The organism is Acidaminococcus sp. AM33-14BH (genome assembly GCF_003603525.1).
Lineage (GTDB): Bacteria > Bacillota > Negativicutes > Acidaminococcales > Acidaminococcaceae > Acidaminococcus > Acidaminococcus intestini.
This window is the reverse complement of sequence record NZ_QTNG01000007.1, coordinates 81,069-99,816: the sequence shown is the minus strand read 5'-3', so window position 1 is coordinate 99,816 and position 18,748 is coordinate 81,069. Positions and strand designations below refer to the sequence as shown.

Here is an 18,748-nt window from a genome sequence, read left to right as displayed (position 1 = left end):
AAAGCAGAAGTGGAGGGGACTATGTTATACGTAAGTACAAGAGGTAAAACAGATATGGTGAGCTCTGCCCACGCTATTTCCAGTGGGCTGGCCAAAGACGGCGGTCTTTTTGTGCCCCGGGATTTTCCTCCTGTGGCCCTTGCTGAGATCGATGCCATGAAGGGTAAGCCTTATGGCGACCGTGCCGTACAGATCCTTTCCCGGTACCTGACGGATTTTTCGGAGGAGGAACTTCGGGAATGTGTTTCAGCTGCTTACAGCAAAGAAAAGTTTGGCGGTTTTGCAGCGCCGCTTCATCTTCTCAAAAAGGATACTGATATTCTGGAACTATGGCATGGTCCAACGAGTGCCTTTAAGGATATGGCACTCCAGATCCTGCCTCATTTCCTTACGAGAGCCGTCCGCAAGACGGGCGAACAAAAAAAGAGCGTGATTCTCGTTGCGACAAGCGGCGATACGGGAAAAGCGGCTATGGCCGGATTCAGTGATGTGCCGGATACAGAAGTCATCGTCTTTTATCCCCATGGCGGGGTCAGCGATGCCCAGCGCCTGCAGATGACGACGCAGCGGGGGAATAATGTCCATGCTGTTGCGGTTGAAGGCAATTTTGATGATGCCCAGACTGGGGTCAAATTGCTTTTTGGCAAAGCGGAGCTTGCAGCTGAGCTGAAGGAGCAAGGCTGCGCTTTTTCTTCTGCAAATTCCATCAACTGGGGCCGCTTGGTGCCGCAGATCGTCTATTATTTCAGCGCCTATGCCGATGCTGTGGAAAAGGGACGTATCCAAAATGGTACGGAAATCGTCTTTTCTGTTCCCACGGGCAACTTCGGTGATATTCTTGCCGGCTACTATGCCAAGCTCATGGGCCTGCCAGTGAAGAAGTTCATCTGCGCGTCAAACAGCAACAATGTCCTGACCGATTTCATCAACACGGGGACCTATGACCGGAACCGCGAGTTTCATCGAACCATTTCCCCGTCCATGGACATCCTTGTTTCAAGTAACTTGGAACGGCTCCTTTATGAAAAGACCGAGCATAACTCTGAGAAAATCAACGAGTGGATGGATGCCCTCCAGGAAAAAGGCACCTATTCCATTGGACGTGATATCCAGGATGCCGTTGTCAGTGACTTCTTTGGGGCTTGGATCGATGAAATCGAAACCCAGGAAACAATTAGTGATGTCTTCAATAACTATGGCTATGTCCTTGATCCCCATTCAGCTGTTGCCTATAAGGCCCTGCAGAAGTATCGCCTCATGACCAGCGACGAGACGTACGGCATTGTCCTTTCAACGGCCAGCCCGTTCAAGTTCAGCGATGTGGTCCTGCGGGCCCTTTATCCTGATGACTATGAAGGCAAGGTCCTGACGGCTTTTGAGGCCATGGATGAGCTGAGCCAAAAGGCTCGAATCGACATTCCGCAGGGCCTCAAGGAACTGCGCGGCCTGCCGGAACGGGAAAGCGATATCGTGGCCCCGGGCGAAATGGAAAAGGAAGTCAAGAAGATTCTTGCCATTGACTAAGATAAGAACGATAAGAGACTGTGAAAAATGAACCATCATTTTTCGCAGTCTTTTTTGCCTGTTACAAAGTGCAGCTAAGTAGGGTGGGGCCGCCTCTTATTTTTTACTCGGAAGCACAAATCATCCCAATTCGATAGAGTTAGGGACCTTCTTTGCTTGGAAAAAGAGTCTTTTGAGAGCCAGGAAGGCATGGCGATTCGTAAGAAGTCCCGTACCACAATCCAAATTGTGAAGACGCCTGAAACAATCCCGCTGTCGGTCGGGCCGCTCCTAGGACTTTACGGATTGCAGAAGCCCCTGTTTCGCCTACGTCCATAAAGGAATTAAATAGTGGAGGCAAGAATTTGTGGGAAATTGGTATGTATTTTGCGCCGAGCCTGATACTGCCCCTATCTGTCCACACTGAATAGACAAATAATTCTAACAATGGATAGGCGATAATGACTATTAATTTGTAAATTTTGTAGCATTTTTACGAGGATTTTATGGTTTTGAGGCTTATTTTTTTAGCTGAAGTATGATATCATAGTGTCCATAGATTTTAAACATATGATGAAGGGGTATCAAATGGAAGTCACTCAAATTACGCAAATCAGACGGAAAGTCCTGACCATGCTCTCGAAGATGGCCTATGATGGGAATCTGCCAGACCATGTCTACGACATCCTCCAGATCGTCCAAGAGGATTCGCCGCGTCTGCGCTGCTGCGTTCACAAGGAACGGGCCGTTTTGAAGGAACGCATCAACGTAGCCTTAGGTCTTGATACGGACCTGAATATCATTGAAGCTGCCAAAAAGGCCGTTTCGGAACCGGTTGACCGCACGCAGCATGTCATTGCCGTCCTGCCGGAAGGCTGCTCGGCCTGCCCGGTGAATAAGTACATGATTACGGATGTCTGCCGCCGGTGTCTGACCCATCGCTGCATGAATGGCTGCCCGAAAAAGGCCATTTCCGTATATCAGGGCCGTGCCCATATTGATTATGATGTATGTGTTGAATGCGGCAACTGCAAACGGGCCTGCCCTTATGGCGCTGTCGTTGAAATCTCCCGTCCCTGTGAAAATGCCTGCAAGGTCCACGCCCTTCATATGGGGGCTGACAAAAAGGCGGAAATCGATAAAAATGTCTGTGTGGAATGCGGTGCCTGCCGTGGGGCTTGCCCCTTCGGCGCCATCGAGGAACGGAGCCACATTGTACAGCTTATCCAGGACCTCAAGGCTGAAAATCGCAGCGTCTATGCGCTTTTGGCGCCCTCTTTTGTCGGTCAGTTCGGGCTCAAGGTCTCTCCCGGTCAGATCAAAAAAGCCTGCCGCATGCTGGGCTTTACGCAAGTCAAGGAAGTTGCCGTTGGGGCAGATATGACGGTCATTTCAGAAGCTGAGGAATACGTGGAAAAGGTGGAGCACGGCGACCAGAAACTCTTGACAAGTTCCTGCTGCCCTGCTTTTGTGGCAACGGTCAAGCGTCATGCTCCGGCCCTTGCTGACTGCATCTCCGATACGGTTTCCCCGATGGTGGCCCGCAGCAAGGCTGTAAAACACAATGATCCTGGTGCCATCACGGTCTTTGTCGGTCCCTGCATTGCAAAGAAAGTCGAAGCCCGCGAGCATCCGGATGAAATCGATTATTCCCTGACTTTTGAGGAATTAAAGTGCATGATGGACAGCCAAGGAATCAACCCGGCTGAACTGGAAGCCGAGGACTTCCAGCCTGATTCTTCCGCTGATGGATGCAGCTTCCCTCAGGAAGCCGGCGTCAGTAAGGCCGTGAACGACTATACGGAAAAATTCCATGACATCACGGTAAACAGCCACTATTGCAATGGTCTGGAAGAATGTCTCAAAGCACTCAAGGATTACCAGGATGGCAAGCTTGACATCAAATATCTAGAAGGTATGGCCTGTGTCAAGGGCTGTCTCAATGGTCCGGGATCACTCACGGAACCGGGGCTTACGCGTGTTCTTCTCAAACGCTTTGCTGACACAACGAAGGTCAAATGTGCCGGCGACAACGATTTTGCCCAGAACGAAGTCAAGCATGTTGACATGGAACGCGTCTATTTGCGCAAATAAGCGCTTTGTGATAGAATAGGCGGGTAGTACACAGTTTTGTTGGGAGGAATTCAGTATGTCCGGACACTCCAAGTGGGCCAATATAAAGTTCAAAAAAGGAAAGGCCGACGCCTTGCGCGGCAAGATCAACACGAAAATCGGCCGTGAAATCACCATTGCTGTCAAGATGGGCGGCTCCGATCCAACGGGCAATATGCGCTTGAAGCTGGCCCTTTCCAAGGCCAAAGCCAATAACATCCCGAAAGAAAACATCAAGCGCGCCATCGCCAAAGGCGAAGGGACGACAGAAGGATCGAACTACGAAGAGATTACCTATGAAGGATACGGTCCTGCCGGCGTTGCCATTATGATCAGCGCTCTGACGGATAACCGCAATCGTACAGCTGCCGATGTGCGTCATGTCTTTTCCAAGGGCGGCAATATGGGTGAATCTGGTTGTGTAAGCTGGATGTTCAAGAACAAAGGCCTTTTCACCATCGAAAAGGAAGGCGCTCCGGCTGAGGACGAAGTGATGGAAATTGCGCTCGAAGCGGGTGCCGAGGACATGGAAACCAACGATGATACCTATGTCATTACGACCGCTCCGGAAGATTATGATGCTGTGGAACAGGCCCTTGCTGACCACAATATCAACGTTGCCATGAGCGAACTGTCCTTGATTCCTGACAATACCATTGCCGTTACCGGTGAGGATGCAGAAAAAGTACAGAAAATGATCGACAGCTTTGATGAACTCGACGATGTGCAGGATGTGTACACCAACGCAGATCTGCCTGACGAGGAATAAGCTTGGATTTGGGCCGGCCGTCTGGGACTACCAGGGCCGGCTTGTTTGTTATATAAGGAAATGGATTGTGATCAAGGAGGCCCCATGTTAGCACTCGGAATCGATCCGGGGACCGCGATCTGCGGTTACGGTCTGGTGAAATTGGAACGAAGCCGGCTCATTCCCATCCATTACGGATCCATCCTGACCGATAAGGATATGCTGCCGGAAAAACGGCTCCAGATCATCTATGAAGCCTTGACCGGCCTCATCAAGGAGTATAAGCCGGATTTCATGAGCGTAGAAAAGCTCTTTTTTAACCGCAATGTCACAACGGCCATTGCAGTTGGACAGGCCCGCGGCGTCATCGTCCTGTCAGCGGCCATGGCCGATCTGCCGGTTTATGAATATACACCGATCCAGATCAAACAGGCCATTACGGGCACGGGCCGGGCCGATAAGAAACAGGTGACCTATATGGTCATGAAGCTGCTCCACTTAACGGAAGAACCGAAACCGGATGATACAGCAGATGCCCTTGCGATTGCCATTACAGGCCTTAATTTTGTCCGCGAAAAAGATCTTATGGAGAAACTCAAATGATTGGATTTATCAAAGGACGCGTCGATACGATTGGAAGCAATTATGCATTCGTTGAAACCCAAGGTGTCGGCTACCGCATCTACATGAACACATCGGATTTGGGACGCATGGTCCTTGATGATAAGGTCAAGGTCTATACGTACCTTGCCGTCCGGGAAGATGCCCTGACCCTTTACGGCTTTCTTTCCCAGGAGGCCTATGGTCTTTTTACAAAGCTCATTACGGTAAGCGGCATTGGCCCGAAGGTGGCACAAGGAATCCTTTCCGCGTCAAAGGTGGACGATTTCCTGCTTGCCATCAAGAATCGGGATGTGAAATTCCTGACCAAGCTTCCAGGCATTGGAAAAAAGACGGCAGAACGCATGCTCTTAGAGCTAAAGGACCTGACGGGACCAGAAGGCCCGCTGCCCGAATCAAATGGAGGCTTCCTCGCTCCAGAAGGCCCAGCTTCTGCCCTGACGGAAACCATGGAGGCGCTTGCTTCCTTAGGGTACACCCAAAATGAAATCTCAGGCGTCATGAACCGCATCAAGGTGACGGCGGACATGTCAGCGGAGGACCTGCTCAAAAAGGCCCTCCAGGTCATGGCAAGGAGGGGATAAGCTGTGGAAGAAGATCAGCGCATCATTGCCGGCGGTGAGCAGGTTCAGGATGGCTGGCAGTACAGTCTCCGGCCGCGCAGGCTCCAGGAATATATTGGTCAGGAAAAGGTCAAAGAGAATATGACCGTCTTCATTCAGGCTGCCCTCAAACGCCGGGAAGCCTTGGATCATGTCCTGCTTTATGGACCGCCTGGCCTTGGCAAGACGACCCTTGCCAACATCATCGCAAACGAATTGGGCGTCAATATCCGGATTACCAGCGGACCTGCCTTGGAACGGCAGGGGGACCTAGCCGCTATTTTGACCAATCTGGACGAAAGCGAAGTGCTTTTTATCGATGAAATCCACCGCCTGCCCAAGACCGTGGAAGAAATTCTTTATTCGGCTATGGAAGACTACGCCCTTGATATCATCATCGGCAAGGGCCCTGCTGCCCGCAGTGTGCGCCTTGACCTGCCGCGCTTTACTCTCATTGGGGCGACAACGCGTATGGGAAGCGTGGCAGCTCCGCTGCGGGACCGCTTTGGTGTCATCTGCCATCTGGAATTTTACACGGCCGAGGAACTCCAGATCATTGTGGAACGGGCAGCGGAAATCCTGAACGTCAAGATTGACCATGAAGGAGCTTATGAAATCGGACGGCGCAGCAGGGGTACGCCCCGTGTAGCCAATCGCCTCCTGAAACGGGTCCGGGATTTTGCCGAAGTGGCCGGGGCGGACACGATTACCAAGGAAATCTGCAGGAAGACCATGGAGCGACTTGAAATCGACGACTTGGGCCTTGACCGCAGTGACCGGCGCCTGCTTACGAAGCTTGTCAAGGATTTTGGCGGCCGTCCTGTCGGTGTCGATACCCTGGCTGCTTCGTTAAATGAGGAATCAGAGACGTTAGAAGATGTCTACGAGCCTTACCTCATGCAGCTGGGCATGCTCCAGCGGACCCCTAAAGGCCGTCAGGCAACAGCGGCGGCATATCGTTATCTTGGAATTGCCTATCCGGAAGGAAGATGACCATGAATATCCTGCTTCATGCCTGCTGCGGTCCCTGTTCCTGCTATCCAACAAAGGAACTGACGGCTGAAGGGCATACCTTTACGATGTATTACTTCAATCCCAATATACACCCTTACAAAGAATTCAAGCGGCGCCTCAATACGCTTCGTGAATTTTGTGAGGCCCGTCATTATCCCCTCGTAGCGGATAAGAGCTATCCTCTGGAAGATACGCTTCGGGGCATGCTCAGTGAACCGACTGTGCGCTGTGCTTACTGCTATCGCGTGCGTCTTGAAATGGCCGCCCGCTACGCCAAGGAACATGGCTTCGATGCGTTTTCCACGACTCTTCTCGTAAGCCCTTACCAAAAGCATGACCTCATCCGCAGAACCGCCGAAGAAGCGGCTGCGCGGTTTGAGATTCCCTTCTATTATGAAGATTTTCGTACGGGGTATGAAGAAGGCGTTGAAATCAGTCTCGACCTTGATCTTTACCGTCAGCCGTATTGTGGCTGCATCTTTAGCGAACGGGATCGCTATGAGATTCGCAAGCGGAAGAAAAACATTCCCGAAATCATGGCAAAGGACGCGGGGCGATGAAGATGAAAAAGATCCTGACAGCTTTTTTCCTTGCCGTTATGCTGCTTTTTTCCCTAAGTGCCTCGGCCGCTTCCCTAGGTCCTAAGATCCGGGTTGGCCTGGTCGTGGACCAGTATTCGGCAGAACTGAGTTCTGCTGGAAAAATAACGGTCATTGATGGACGGGGAAAGAAGGTAACCCTGTCACCAGGGCGGCATTTCATCTCCGTCAAGGGCGGACGTTTTTATGCCGATAAGAAAAAGCTTTCTGGCGGCAATCTTTCTTTTGTGGCCCAAAATGCCAGTCAGCCCGTCCTTGTGAACCGGAAGAAATACCGCGGGGCCTTGACGGCGGTCATGACCCGTGAAAAAAAGCGCCTTACCATTGTCAACACGCTTCCCGTGGAGGAATATCTTTATGGGGTGGTGGCTAAGGAAGTCATTCCTTTGTGGCCTGATGAAGCCATCAAGGCCCAGGCCGTTGCTGCCCGCAGCTTTGCTCTCTACCATTTGGATCATCCCCAGTATGAAGGGTTTGATATCAAGGCGACGGACCAAGGACAGGTCTATGGCGGTATCGAAGCTGAGCATCCCAATACGACAAAACTCGTCAAGGCAACGCGCGGCGTGACGGCTGTTTATGACGGGGAGCCCATCCAAGCCTTTTTCCACAGTACGAGCGGCGGTTATACAGAAGCGGCCGTAAATGTCTGGGGAAAGGATATCCCTTATCTTCAGGCCGTCAAGGATGATGACAAGGATTCTCCCAACTACAGCTGGACCAAGAGCTTTACGGAGGCTCAGCTCGAACGGACGCTGAAACAGGGCGGCTATGACATTGGCAAGCTGCAGGGCATCCGTCTCCTGCCACTGGGAAAAGCGCCCATGAAGTGGTCCAGTGATCGCGGTACCAGCGGCCGGGTCAAACGGATGACCTTCAAGGGCAGCCGCCGTGACGTAACCCTCACGGGCAGCCAGGTGAGATCTTTATTGGGCCTTAACAGCACTCTTTTTGAGGTAACCATCGGAACGGATGAACCTGACTCCATCGATGTGTCCATCAAGAATGCCTATGGTTATGAAGTGGGCCGCAAGAAGATCCCCATCGACAAGAAGACTCGCCAAGGCATGGGAACGAAGGTTGGGGACCTGCGCTTATTTGCCGGGGTCAAGGACGAAAAGGTCTTTTTTGTCGGCGGCGGTTGGGGACACGGTGTGGGACTCAGCCAGTGGGGCGCCCGCGGTATGGCCCTTGAAAAGAGTGCCCGTCGGAAAAAGGATTATTATAAGACCATTCTCCGGCACTATTATCGGGGCATTTCCCTTGAAGAACGTTACTGAGCCTTACGGCCATGGATGAACCAACGCAAAAAAGCGTCTTCTTTTTGCCTATCATTTTTGACCGTCCAGCCCATTCCTGATACAATGGAGGCTGGACGGAACTATTTTCTGCCTGATTGATGAATCAAACAAACGGGGAGGCCCAGGGCCGAGCCATGAAGGAGTTAATATGGAAGTTACTGATTTTGATTATGATCTGCCCAAGGAGCTCATTGCGCAAACACCGATTGAACCAAGGGATGCTTCACGTCTGCTTGTCATGGATAAAAAGACAGGTGCATTGGAACACCGTCATTTTTATAACCTTCCTGAATACCTAAGACCGGGTGATGTCCTTGTCTTCAATGATACCCGCGTTATGCCGGCGCGTCTGCACGGGACAAAGACGACAGGCGCCCATGTTGAAGTCTTTTTGCTTACGCGAAAAAACAATACGGATTGGGAAGTCCTTGTGAAACCAGGGAAAAAACTCCAGGAAGGGGCGGAAATCATCTTCAGTGATGAACTTTCCTGCACCATCCTTGAAAAAACGGATTTTGGGGGCCGTGTTGCCCGTTTTCGCTTTGACGGTGTTTTTGAGGAAATCCTGGACCGCTTGGGAGAAACACCGCTGCCGCCATATATCCATGAAAAACTCAAGGATAAGGAACGCTACCAGACCGTGTATAACCGGGAGCTTGGAAGCGCCGCGGCGCCGACGGCGGGCCTTCACTTTACTAAGGAATTGATGCAAAAAATCAAGGAGATGGGCGTTGAAGAAGTTTTTGTGACCTTGAATGTTGGCCTTGGAACATTCCGCCCTGTCAGTGAGGAACGCATTGAGGACCATGAAATGCATAGTGAGTTCTATACGGTTTCCCCTGAAGCAGCCGCTGCCTTGAACCGGGCCAAGAAAGAGGGCCGGCGCATCATTGCCGTCGGCACGACGAGTGTCCGCACCTTGGAATCGGCGGGAGCAAGCGGCACCATGGTGCCCGGCGGCAACTGGACCAAGATTTTTATCTATCCGGGCTTTAAGTTCCATTTCGTCGATGCCCTTGTCACCAATTTCCACCTTCCCCAGAGTACGCTCATCATGCTGGTTTCGGCTCTTTCGAGTCGGGAGAACATCCTTCATGCCTATGGGGAAGCGGTGAAGGAAAAATATCGTTTCTTCAGTTTTGGCGACGCCATGTTCATCAAAGATTGATAAAGGAGTCTTTATGCACGCTGTTTACTTCGAACTCATCAAGGAAGATCCCCGGAGCGGTGCCCGCTTGGGCAAGCTTCATACGCCTCACGGTACCTTTGATACCCCGATGTTCATGCCCGTTGGGACCCAGGCAACAGTCAAGACGCTTACGCCGGAAGAACTTTACGACATGAAAAGCCAAGTCATCCTGTCCAATACCTACCACCTGTTCCTGCGGCCTGGGACGGAGCTTATCCGTAAGGCCGGCGGCATCCACCGCTTCATGAACTATGAACGAGGCATGCTGACGGACAGCGGCGGCTTCCAGGTCTTTAGCCTTGGTGCCATCCGTAAGATTACGGAAGACGGGGTGACCTTCCGTTCCCATATTGATGGATCCAAGCAGTTCCTGAGTCCGGAAGTGGCCATGAAGGCCCAGGAAGACATCGGGGCCGACATCATCATGGCCTTTGATGAATGTATTCCTTATCCGGCTGATTTTGACTATGCCAAAAAGTCGACGGAGCGAACGACACGCTGGGCAAAGCGCTGTCTTGCCGCAAAGACGCGGGATGACCAAGGCCTGTTTGGCATCGTTCAAGGCGGTATGTACCCAGAACTGCGCAAGTACAGTGCCGAAGCCTTGTCAGAACTTGACTTTGCCGGCATGGCTATTGGCGGTCTCAGTGTCGGCGAGCCCCACGAGCTGATGTATGACATCTTGGGCAAGACGACACAGTACCTGCCGAAAAACAAGGCCCGTTATTTGATGGGCGTTGGCACGCCGGACTGCCTCGTGGAAGGGGTGAACCTAGGCGTCGATATGTTTGACTGTGTCTATCCGACGCGGGTCGCGCGCAATGGAACGGCTATGGTCCGGTCGGGGCGGCTCGTCCTCAAAAATCTTGAATTCAGGGAGGACTTCCGACCTATTGAAGAAGGCTGTGACTGCTATACCTGCCGTCACTTCTCAAGAGCCTACATCCGGCACCTTTTTAAATCGGAAGAACTTCTTGCCATGCGCCTTTTATCTATACATAATCTGCGTTTTCTGTTAAAATTTGCAGAGGACATGCGCAGTGCCATTGCTAATGATACGTTCCCTGAATTTAGGGCGGCGTTCTTAGACCAATACCAAAGAACCAGTAGGAGGTAAGTAAAAGATGGAAAACGTTGTACAAATGGCTTGGCCTTTTATCCTTATGGGTGTGATTTTCTATTTCATGATCTACCGCCCGCAGAAGCGTGATCAGAAAAAGCGCGCCAATATGCTCGATTCCCTGAAAGTGGGCACGCGGATTGTCACCATTGGCGGCATCTTTGGCGAAATTGCCAAAATCAAGGATGACCGCATCCGCATCAAGGTCGCGGAAGACGTTGAAATCTGGATTCGCCGCGCTGCTGTCGGGACCGTTATCACTACGGAACTGCAGAAGGCTGCAAAAGAAGAAAAATCAGAAGCAAAAGCAGAAGAAAAAGTAGAAGAAACCAAAGCAGACGCTGCTGAAGAGGCGAAGGAAACGGCTGCTTCCGAGGCTTCCAAATAAGATGGATAAGCGCACAGTCCGTAAGGAAGTCGAAGAAAGACGCGCCAGGCTCAATCAGCGCGAACTGAATAAGTTCAATAAAGAAATCAACAGCCACATTTCTGTGAGCCGCTTATTTCTAGAAGGAAAGGTCATTATGGGGTATCTTGCCATGGCAGGAAAGGAAGTTTCCGTCGACCAGGCGATGCAGACAGCCCTTAATATGGGAAAGACAGTCTGTGTCCCCCAGATCTTGGACCTTGATGGCCATATGCAGGCTGTTCGCCTTGTAACCTTAAAGAAACTGGCAAAGGATATGTATGGCATCCGTACTCCGCAGGAGCCGGTCGAGGTCATCAGCCCTGAGGATATTGACCTTATCCTTGTTCCTGGTGCGGCCTTTACGGAACACGGCGACCGCTTGGGAAAGGGCAAAGGATTCTATGATCGTTTCCTGCCCCGCTGCACGAAAGGGGTTGCCATGGGTGTTGCCAATGAGGTCCAGGTCCTTCCAGAACTGCCGACTCAGGCCCATGACTTCAAAATCCGCTATCTTGTGACGGAAAAAGCACTTAGGGTGTGTAAATAAGCCTCATAACAGGGGAGGGACCGCGCTCAACCGGAGCCATGAAAGGGCCTTGTGCCTTTTTGTGGGTCCCTTGTCTTTTTTCTTGGATGCCAGGCATCCGCAAAAATTTGCAATCCATCAAGGAGGAACTTTATCTTGCAGCAGAAAAATCGGATCAAGCTGATTGTGTCAGTGTTGGCCATTATCATCTGCTTTGCGCTCCTAGTCAAGCCTTTGGCGCTTTCTGTCAAACAGGGCCTTGACCTTCAGGGAGGGACCCATGTTGTCCTTCAAGCCGAAGATACACCGGAAGCCAAAGTTGATGATGATGCCATGAACCGTTCCATCAGCATCATTGAGCGCCGTGTCAACGAACTCGGCCTCACGGAACCGGTCATCCAGCGTCAGGGCCGGGACCGGATCATTGTTGAGCTCCCGGGCGTCAAGGACCCGGAACAGGCCATTGCCATGCTTGGCAAAACGGCTATGCTTGAATTCAAGGACATGGAAGGCAATACGGTCCTGACTGGTAAGGACCTGAAAGATTCCAAGGCAAGTGCCGATCAGTCGGGCCGTCCTGTCGTTACCCTTCAGTTCAATGAGGAAGGAGCCAAGAAGTTTGCCGAACTGACCGCAAAGAATGTAGGCAACCAGATTGCCATCCTGCTGGATGGCAAGGTCCTGACAGCGCCTCGTGTCAGTGAACCGATTACGGGCGGAAATGCCCAGATTACGGGTTCCCAAAATGCCCAGGAAGCTGAACATCTGGCTATCTTGCTCCGCAGTGGATCCCTTCCCATCAAGCTCGAAGTGGTGGAAAACCGCACCGTCGGTCCGACCTTGGGCCAGGATTCCAAGGATAAGAGCGTCAAGGCATTTGCCATTGGGGTTGCTGGCGTCTTTATCTTCATGCTGCTCTTTTACCGCCTGTCTGGGTTCATTGCTGACGTTGTGCTGCTTCTTTATACGCTCCTCGTCCTTGCCGTCATGAAAGGCCTCAATGCCACCCTGACCCTTCCGGGAATCGCGGGGATCATTCTTTCCATTGGGATGGCGGTCGATGCCAACGTCCTTATCTTTGAACGCTTCAAGGAAGAACTGAAAGCGGGCAAGACCTTGCGCGCAGCCGTAAATGCCGGTTTTTCCCGTGCCTTTGTAACCATTATGGACTCCAATGTGACGACCATCATGGCCGCTGCCGTGCTGTTCTATCTTGGCACAGGCCCCATCCGTGGATTTGCCGTGACGTTGGCCTTAGGTGTCCTCATCAGTATGTTTACGGCCATTACGGTTACGAAGTTCATCTTGAACGCCTTGGTTGGCAGCCAATTTACGAAGAATCCTTTCTTCTATGGAGCCAGCCTTCCGAAAAAAGATAAGGAGGTGGAAAAATGAAGCACTTTTCCATTGTGAAAAAAGCGAAGGTCTTCTTTTCCATTTCCCTGATCTTCCTTTTGGTGGGCGTTGTGTCCATGCTCACAAGGGGCTTCAATCTCGGTATTGATTTCACGGGCGGCAGCATCATTGATGTGAAGTTCGAGAACCCTGTAACCGTAAGTGAGGTCCGTGATGTCCTTTCAGACCATAAGCTGGGCAGCAGTATCATCCAGTTGGGCAGTATGGATGGACAGCAAACCGAAGAAAGCCAGTCCGTCCTCATCCGTACGGGCATCATCAGTGATGACCAGCGCGTTGAGACCATGACGGACATGACTAATCGGCTGGGACCCAATGAGGTCCTGCGTGTGGAAAACGTCGGGGCCACGGTAGGCCGCGACCTTGTAAAATCGGCTATGGGCGCCGTTGCTCTCAGCTGGGTGCTCATGATCATCTACATCACGATCCGCTTTGAGCATAACTTTGCCTTTGCCGCCATTATCGCCCTTATCATCGACGTCATGGTCACGCTCAGTTGGTTCTCCCTTCTGCAGCTTGAAATGGATTCGTCCTTTGTGGCGGCGCTCCTTACGGTGGTTGGCTACTCCATTAACGGAACGATTGTTATTTTTGACCGGATCCGGGAAAACCTCCATACTCACCGCCGCAGCGAAAGCTTGGGGGATATGGTGGATAATTCAATCTGGCAGACGATGAACCGTTCCATCTATACGTCGGCGACGACCCTTTTTGCCGTCATTGCCATCTTCCTGTTTGGTGGGGAGACGATTCGGAACTTTTCTTTTGCTATGCTTGTTGGCTTTAGCAGTGGGTTCTATACGTCGACCTTCCTGGCTGGTCCCTTGTGGATCAAGCTGCGCAGCCGCGGCACTCACAAATAAATGAATCATAAAGCAGGGTATCGTTTCGTTTTTGGGGACGGTATCCTGTTTTCTTTTGAAAAGGCTCCTTTGAAGGGGAGGAGAAGGGACGTTTTGTCCATAGGGAATCCAGCAAGACCCTGTAAAAATTTTTTTCAAAAAAAGAAAAAAAGTACTTGCATAAAATGACCTCATGCTGTATTATATACGAGTAGTCACTTTTCAGTGACTGACGTGGTCCGCTAGCTCAGCTGGTAGAGCACCTGACTCTTAATCAGGGTGTCCAGAGTTCGATCCTCTGGCGGATCACCATTTTTTTTGGCCGGATGGTCAAGCGGTTAAGACACCGCCCTTTCACGGCGGTATCGGGGGTTCGATTCCCCCTCCGGTCACCAACTTTGATGGGCGCTTAGCTCAGCTGGGAGAGCGTCTGCCTTACAAGCAGAATGTCAGCAGTTCGATCCTGTTAGCGCCCACCAACTCCCGAGAATAAGACCTTTGGATGATTCCAGAGGTCTTTTTTGCTGCTTAAAAAAGGAATTTCCCGTATGTTGTAGAATATAGAGGTAAACGCCTCTGATAAAAGGAGGGATTCCTTATGTTTATGACGTTTCTTCTAATCGGCGTCGTCTTGCTCATGGTAGAAGCTGCAATTCCCGGATTTGGGATTTTTGGCGTGACCGGTCTTTTCTCCCTCTTGGCCGCTCTCTTTCTCTATCTTGGCGGTGGGGGACAGGCGCTTTTCATTGTCGGTGCCCTGCTTTTTTTGACCCTTGTCCTAGGCTATTGGTTCTTTCACAAAGGCCCGCACAGCCGCATTGGCCGCCGCATTACCTTAGGACTGCGCTTTACCGCCGATAAAGGCTATGAAGCCACTGAACGCCTACCCCAGATGGTGGGACAGACGGGAACGGCGGAAACGCCCCTGCGCCCATCCGGACGCGTCGCAATCCACGGGGAGCCTTATGATGCCATGACCCGCGGGGAATTCTATGAGGCCGGCACACCGGTCAAAGTCATTGCCGTCAGTTCACGGCAGCTCGTTGTTGAAAAGGAGGTCCCATGATTGCTTTATTGAGCAGTTCCTTCGTTGTCCTGATTCTTTTTGTCCTCATTGTCCTCTTTCTGCACTTTGTGCCCCTTGGTCTTTGGGTGTCCGCTCTTGCCGCCGGGGTCAACGTGGGAATCTTTACCCTTGTTGGGATGCGGCTGCGCCGTGTTGTGCCCTCAAAGATTGTCCTGCCCCTGGTGAAGGCCAATAAAGCCGGTCTTGATGTCAATGTGGATCAACTTGAAGCCCATTATCTTGCCGGTGGGGACGTGGACCGCGTTGTTGATGCCCTCATTGCAGCGGAACGGGCTGCCATCCCCCTTACCTTTGAACGGGCTGCCGCCATTGACCTAGCTGGACGCGACGTCCTGGAAGCCGTGCAGATGAGCGTCAATCCGAAAGTCATTGAAACCCCGTTGATTTCAGCCGTAGCCAAAAATGGGATTGAACTTAAGGTTCGGGCCCGTGTTACGGTTCGTGCCAATATTGACCGCCTTGTTGGCGGTGCCGGGGAATCGACCATCATTGCCCGAGTCGGAGAAGGCATTGTCACCACGGTAGGTTCCTCGGAAGAGCATACGGACGTCCTCGAAAACCCGGATCATATTTCCCGCACGGTCCTTAGCAAGGGACTTGATGCTGGCTCAGCTTTTGAAATCCTTTCCATTGATATTGCCGATGTTGATGTGGGACGCAATATTGGTGCCCAGCTCATGACAGACCAGGCCGAAGCCGATAAGAACATTGCCCAGGCAAAAGCGGAAGAACGGAGGGCTATGGCTGTGGCCAAGGAACAGGAAATGCGTGCCTATACGCAGGAAATGAAGGCCAAGGTCGTCGAAGCCCAGGCTGAAGTTCCGGCTGCCCTGGCGTCCGCCCTGCGTGAAGGACACCTGGGTGTCATGGACTATTACCGCATGAAGAACATCAATGCCGATACGGCCATGAGGGAGCAGATTGCAGGCGGTGAGCCCCTGCAGGGAGTGGATCATCCAAGTGAAGAGTAAGGAGGCCGCCGCATGGATCATTTCATTTTCTTTATCTTCCTCGCTTTTATCGTTTTTTCCAATGCACACCTCATTGCGCGAAAAAAGCGTCCTGTCCTCAAGGAAAAGCGGCCTCTGCGGATAAGGTCAAAAAAGCGGCCGCATGAAGCCCCCGTTCCTTGTGATGGAGCGGCGGCAGTCCTTGCGGAAAGTAAGGACCGCGGTCCCCTCAAAGAAAGCCTTGAGGAGCTAAAACCCAGCGTTCAGTTAGTCCCGAACCAGGAGGACCTGAGAGAAGCTCAAAAAGCCGTCCAGACAGCGCATAGGCGCCACAGCCGGCAGCAGAAACTGCGGGAAGGCATTCTATGGAGTGTCATTTTAGAGAAAAAATGGTAGAATAGATAGGACCTTTGCTTTTGCTGACGGGACTGCGGCACTGCTGCAGCCCCGTTTTCCTGTCACTTTGATGGGGCCCTGCCCCTTTCTTGAAAGGAACGTACCTATGAAAGACGTGATATTCTTTGATCTTGACGGAACCCTCACGAAATCGGAGGAGGGAATCATCCGCTGCGTCCAATATGCGCTCAGGGAACTAGGCATGCCGGTACCTGCGAAAAAGGACCTTTTTTATTTCATCGGACCGCCCCTTGTCGATTCTTTCCTGACCCTTCCTGGGTTTACCGAAGCCATGGCCCTTGAGGCGACAGCCCTGTACCGGAAACGCTACACTGCAATTGGCATCTTTGAAAATGAACTGTACCCAGGCATTACGGACCTATTGGAGGCGCTTGATGAGGCGGGGTTCCTGCTTGCTACGGCATCGGCCAAACCGGAAGTTTTTGTGCGTCACATTACCGATCATTTTGGCCTTACGCCTTATTTTCGGGAAATTGGCGGTGCTTCCTTCGATGCCTCCCGACGAACCAAAAGTGCAGTCATCGCAGAGGTCCTGAACCGGCTTGGCCTTCAAAAGACAAAGGAACGCGTCCTCATGGTGGGGGATACGGCCTATGATGTTGAAGGTGCCCGCAAGATAGGCATCGACTGTGTAGGGGTAACCTACGGCTACGGAAAGGAAACGGAGCTTGCCGCTGCTCATCCTCTTGGGCTTGCTGCTACGGTAGAGGCCCTCAAGGACGGTCTTTTGACCCATGCCTTTGGCTGATGACGGCAGGCTCCTGATTTGACCTTGCTTCCCACTTTTTCTATAATAAGGGGAATCATCATCCTAAAAGGAAGTGTCACTTTGGAAAATCTTGAAATCCCATCAGGGATCCTTGCCCTGATCCTTGTTCTTTTTATCTTTTTTTCGGCGTTTTTTTCAGCGGCGGAAACCGCGCTGACCGGAAGCAACAAACTGCGGCTCAAGAATATCGCCCGCACGGGTGATAAACGGGCGAGCATCGTGATGAAACTCCTTGACAGTTTTGACCGGACGCTCACGACCATCCTGATTGGCAATAATGTCGTCAACATTGCTGCGGCCTCCTTGGCTGCTGCCGTCTCAACAGCCTATATGGGAGCTTCGGGCCTTGCCCTTGCTACGGTGCTGACGACAGTCATCATCCTGATCTTTGGAGAAATCATTCCTAAAGACCTCGCTAAGGATCAACCTGAAAAATATGCCATGAAATCGGCGCGGCTCCTTTCCGTCCTCGTCCTCCTATTTATTCCCTTTACCTTTTTGTTCCGTATCGTCAAAAAGGCCATGGGACGCTATGCTTCCAAGATGCCCCCTCGTTCTGCTACGGAAGAGGAACTCATGCTCATGGTTGATGAAGTGGAAACAGGGGGCTTCATCAAGAAAGCGGACAGCCTGCGCATCAAGTCAGCCATTGAATTCAGTGATATCCGTGTTCGGGAGATCATGACGCCTCGTGTCGACATTGAAGCCATCGATATTTCTGAGGGGAACAAAGCGGCCCTTGCCATTTTTTCAACAAAAGGATTCTCCCGTCTTCCCGTTTTTAAGGACGACTACAGTGAAATCATCGGGGCCGTCCATGCCCGTGATTTTTACGCGTCCTATCTCAAAGATCCCGATTTTGACCTCAAGACCATCCTGAAGCCTGTGGTTTTTGTCCATACTTCGACAAAAATTGGCCTTGTCATTCAAAACTTGCAGAAGGCCAAGGTGGAAATGGCTATTGTTGTCGATAGTTATGGGACCATTGACGGCCTTGTGACAACCGAGGACATTGTTGAAGAATTGGTCGGTGAGATTTGGGATGAACATGACCGCATGACTTCATCTTTCCGCAAGATTGCCCAACATACGTATCTTGTTAACTGCGATTCCAATGGACAAAACGCGAACCTCTTTGATCTTTTCCGCTACCTGGACCTTGATAATGCTGTCTATGGCCTGGAAAATAATTCCATCAGCGGATGGGTCATTGAGCGTCTGGGCGAAATTCCCGAAAAAGGGGCTTCCTTTGACGAAAAGAATCTCCATGTAACGGTGACGAAGACGGATGCCCACCGCGTGAAGGAAATTGTTGTTGAAGTGCGTCCCATAAAAAATGAAGAAGATAGCTGAACCGTACCTGATCCAACTGATATGTTGGGCTTGCTTCTTCTAAAAAAGCTTTTTCAAAACCTTCCGTTACGTTGGGCGGAGGGTCTTTTTTGCCTCCCAAAAGGTCTTGGAATCATGTTTCTGACGCCTAGAACAGAGCTTTTTTCCTGACGGAGTCACAGCGCTGCTAA

19 protein-coding genes and 3 tRNA genes are annotated in these 18,748 nt (G+C 51.5%); all 22 read left to right on the top strand.

Annotation, left to right across the window (positions count from 1 at the left end):
* Positions 1–21: 21 nt before the first annotated feature.
* The 22 genes from thrC to DW817_RS06525 all read left to right on the top strand — a co-directional run bounded on the left by thrC (position 22) and on the right by DW817_RS06525 (position 18,578).
* Positions 22–1,524: a threonine synthase gene (gene thrC, locus DW817_RS06630; protein WP_035224612.1), complete on the top strand. Its 1,503-nt coding sequence runs from the start codon at positions 22–24 to the stop codon at positions 1,522–1,524.
* Between the two features lie 567 nt (positions 1,525–2,091).
* The gene (locus tag DW817_RS06625; protein WP_009016297.1) at positions 2,092–3,597 is read left to right on the top strand and encodes a 4Fe-4S dicluster domain-containing protein; all 1,506 of its coding nucleotides are present in this window, start codon (positions 2,092–2,094) and stop codon (positions 3,595–3,597) included.
* 55 nt (positions 3,598–3,652) lie between these two features.
* Positions 3,653–4,384: a YebC/PmpR family DNA-binding transcriptional regulator gene (locus DW817_RS06620; protein ID WP_009016298.1), complete on the top strand. Its 732-nt coding sequence runs from the start codon at positions 3,653–3,655 to the stop codon at positions 4,382–4,384.
* Between the two features lie 84 nt (positions 4,385–4,468).
* Positions 4,469–4,966 (top strand): crossover junction endodeoxyribonuclease RuvC, encoded by a 498-nt coding sequence (gene ruvC, locus DW817_RS06615; RefSeq protein ID WP_009016299.1) that lies wholly within the window; start codon positions 4,469–4,471, stop codon positions 4,964–4,966.
* The gene (gene ruvA / locus DW817_RS06610; protein WP_009016300.1) at positions 4,963–5,568 is read left to right on the top strand and encodes a Holliday junction branch migration protein RuvA; all 606 of its coding nucleotides are present in this window, start codon (positions 4,963–4,965) and stop codon (positions 5,566–5,568) included. The genes ruvC and ruvA overlap by 4 nt, the downstream gene beginning before the upstream one ends.
* A 3-nt stretch (positions 5,569–5,571) precedes the next feature.
* Positions 5,572–6,579 (top strand): Holliday junction branch migration DNA helicase RuvB, encoded by a 1,008-nt coding sequence (ruvB, locus tag DW817_RS06605; RefSeq protein ID WP_009016301.1) that lies wholly within the window; start codon positions 5,572–5,574, stop codon positions 6,577–6,579.
* Between the two features lie 2 nt (positions 6,580–6,581).
* Positions 6,582–7,160, top strand: a complete 579-nt coding sequence (locus tag DW817_RS06600; RefSeq protein WP_016459655.1) for an epoxyqueuosine reductase QueH — start codon at positions 6,582–6,584, stop codon at positions 7,158–7,160.
* On the top strand, positions 7,157–8,479 hold the full coding sequence (locus tag DW817_RS06595) for a SpoIID/LytB domain-containing protein (protein ID WP_120111658.1): 1,323 nt from the start codon (positions 7,157–7,159) through the stop codon (positions 8,477–8,479). Before DW817_RS06600 ends, DW817_RS06595 begins: the two co-directional genes overlap by 4 nt.
* Positions 8,480–8,648: 169 nt before the next feature.
* Positions 8,649–9,668 carry a tRNA preQ1(34) S-adenosylmethionine ribosyltransferase-isomerase QueA gene (gene queA, locus DW817_RS06590; RefSeq protein ID WP_021737169.1) on the top strand — a complete coding sequence of 340 codons (1,020 nt, stop codon included), beginning with the start codon at positions 8,649–8,651 and terminating at the stop codon, positions 9,666–9,668.
* A gap of 13 nt (positions 9,669–9,681) precedes the next feature.
* Positions 9,682–10,806 (top strand): tRNA guanosine(34) transglycosylase Tgt, encoded by a 1,125-nt coding sequence (gene tgt, locus DW817_RS06585; RefSeq protein WP_009016305.1) that lies wholly within the window; start codon positions 9,682–9,684, stop codon positions 10,804–10,806.
* A 7-nt stretch (positions 10,807–10,813) separates the two neighbouring features.
* A complete protein-coding gene (gene yajC, locus DW817_RS06580) occupies positions 10,814–11,197 on the top strand; it encodes a preprotein translocase subunit YajC (protein WP_009016306.1) in 384 nt (127 codons plus the stop codon).
* A gap of 1 nt (position 11,198) precedes the next feature.
* The gene (locus DW817_RS06575) at positions 11,199–11,765 is read left to right on the top strand and encodes a 5-formyltetrahydrofolate cyclo-ligase (protein ID WP_009016307.1); all 567 of its coding nucleotides are present in this window, start codon (positions 11,199–11,201) and stop codon (positions 11,763–11,765) included.
* 135 nt (positions 11,766–11,900) lie between these two features.
* Complete coding sequence (gene secD / locus DW817_RS06570; RefSeq protein ID WP_021737192.1) at positions 11,901–13,139, top strand: protein translocase subunit SecD; 1,239 nt, start codon at positions 11,901–11,903, stop codon at positions 13,137–13,139.
* On the top strand, positions 13,136–14,023 hold the full coding sequence (gene secF / locus DW817_RS06565) for a protein translocase subunit SecF (RefSeq protein ID WP_014128298.1): 888 nt from the start codon (positions 13,136–13,138) through the stop codon (positions 14,021–14,023). The genes secD and secF overlap by 4 nt, the downstream gene beginning before the upstream one ends.
* Before the next feature lie 215 nt (positions 14,024–14,238).
* Positions 14,239–14,314: transfer RNA gene (locus DW817_RS06560), tRNA-Lys, on the top strand.
* Positions 14,315–14,322: 8 nt separating this feature from the next.
* Positions 14,323–14,397: transfer RNA gene (locus DW817_RS06555), tRNA-Glu, on the top strand.
* A gap of 8 nt (positions 14,398–14,405) precedes the next feature.
* Positions 14,406–14,481, top strand: a tRNA-Val gene (locus DW817_RS06550).
* Between the two features lie 119 nt (positions 14,482–14,600).
* Positions 14,601–15,068, top strand: a complete 468-nt coding sequence (locus tag DW817_RS06545; protein ID WP_021737194.1) for an NfeD family protein — start codon at positions 14,601–14,603, stop codon at positions 15,066–15,068.
* Entirely contained in the window at positions 15,065–16,060 is a 996-nt protein-coding gene (gene floA / locus DW817_RS06540; protein WP_009015944.1) for a flotillin-like protein FloA, read from the top strand. Before DW817_RS06545 ends, floA begins: the two co-directional genes overlap by 4 nt.
* A 12-nt stretch (positions 16,061–16,072) precedes the next feature.
* A complete protein-coding gene (locus DW817_RS06535) occupies positions 16,073–16,435 on the top strand; it encodes a hypothetical protein (RefSeq protein WP_021737189.1) in 363 nt (120 codons plus the stop codon).
* 106 nt (positions 16,436–16,541) lie between these two features.
* Positions 16,542–17,204, top strand: a complete 663-nt coding sequence (locus DW817_RS06530) for an HAD-IA family hydrolase (RefSeq protein WP_016459653.1) — start codon at positions 16,542–16,544, stop codon at positions 17,202–17,204.
* A gap of 81 nt (positions 17,205–17,285) precedes the next feature.
* The gene (locus DW817_RS06525) at positions 17,286–18,578 is read left to right on the top strand and encodes an HlyC/CorC family transporter (protein ID WP_051296793.1); all 1,293 of its coding nucleotides are present in this window, start codon (positions 17,286–17,288) and stop codon (positions 18,576–18,578) included.
* Positions 18,579–18,748: the final 170 nt, after the last annotated feature.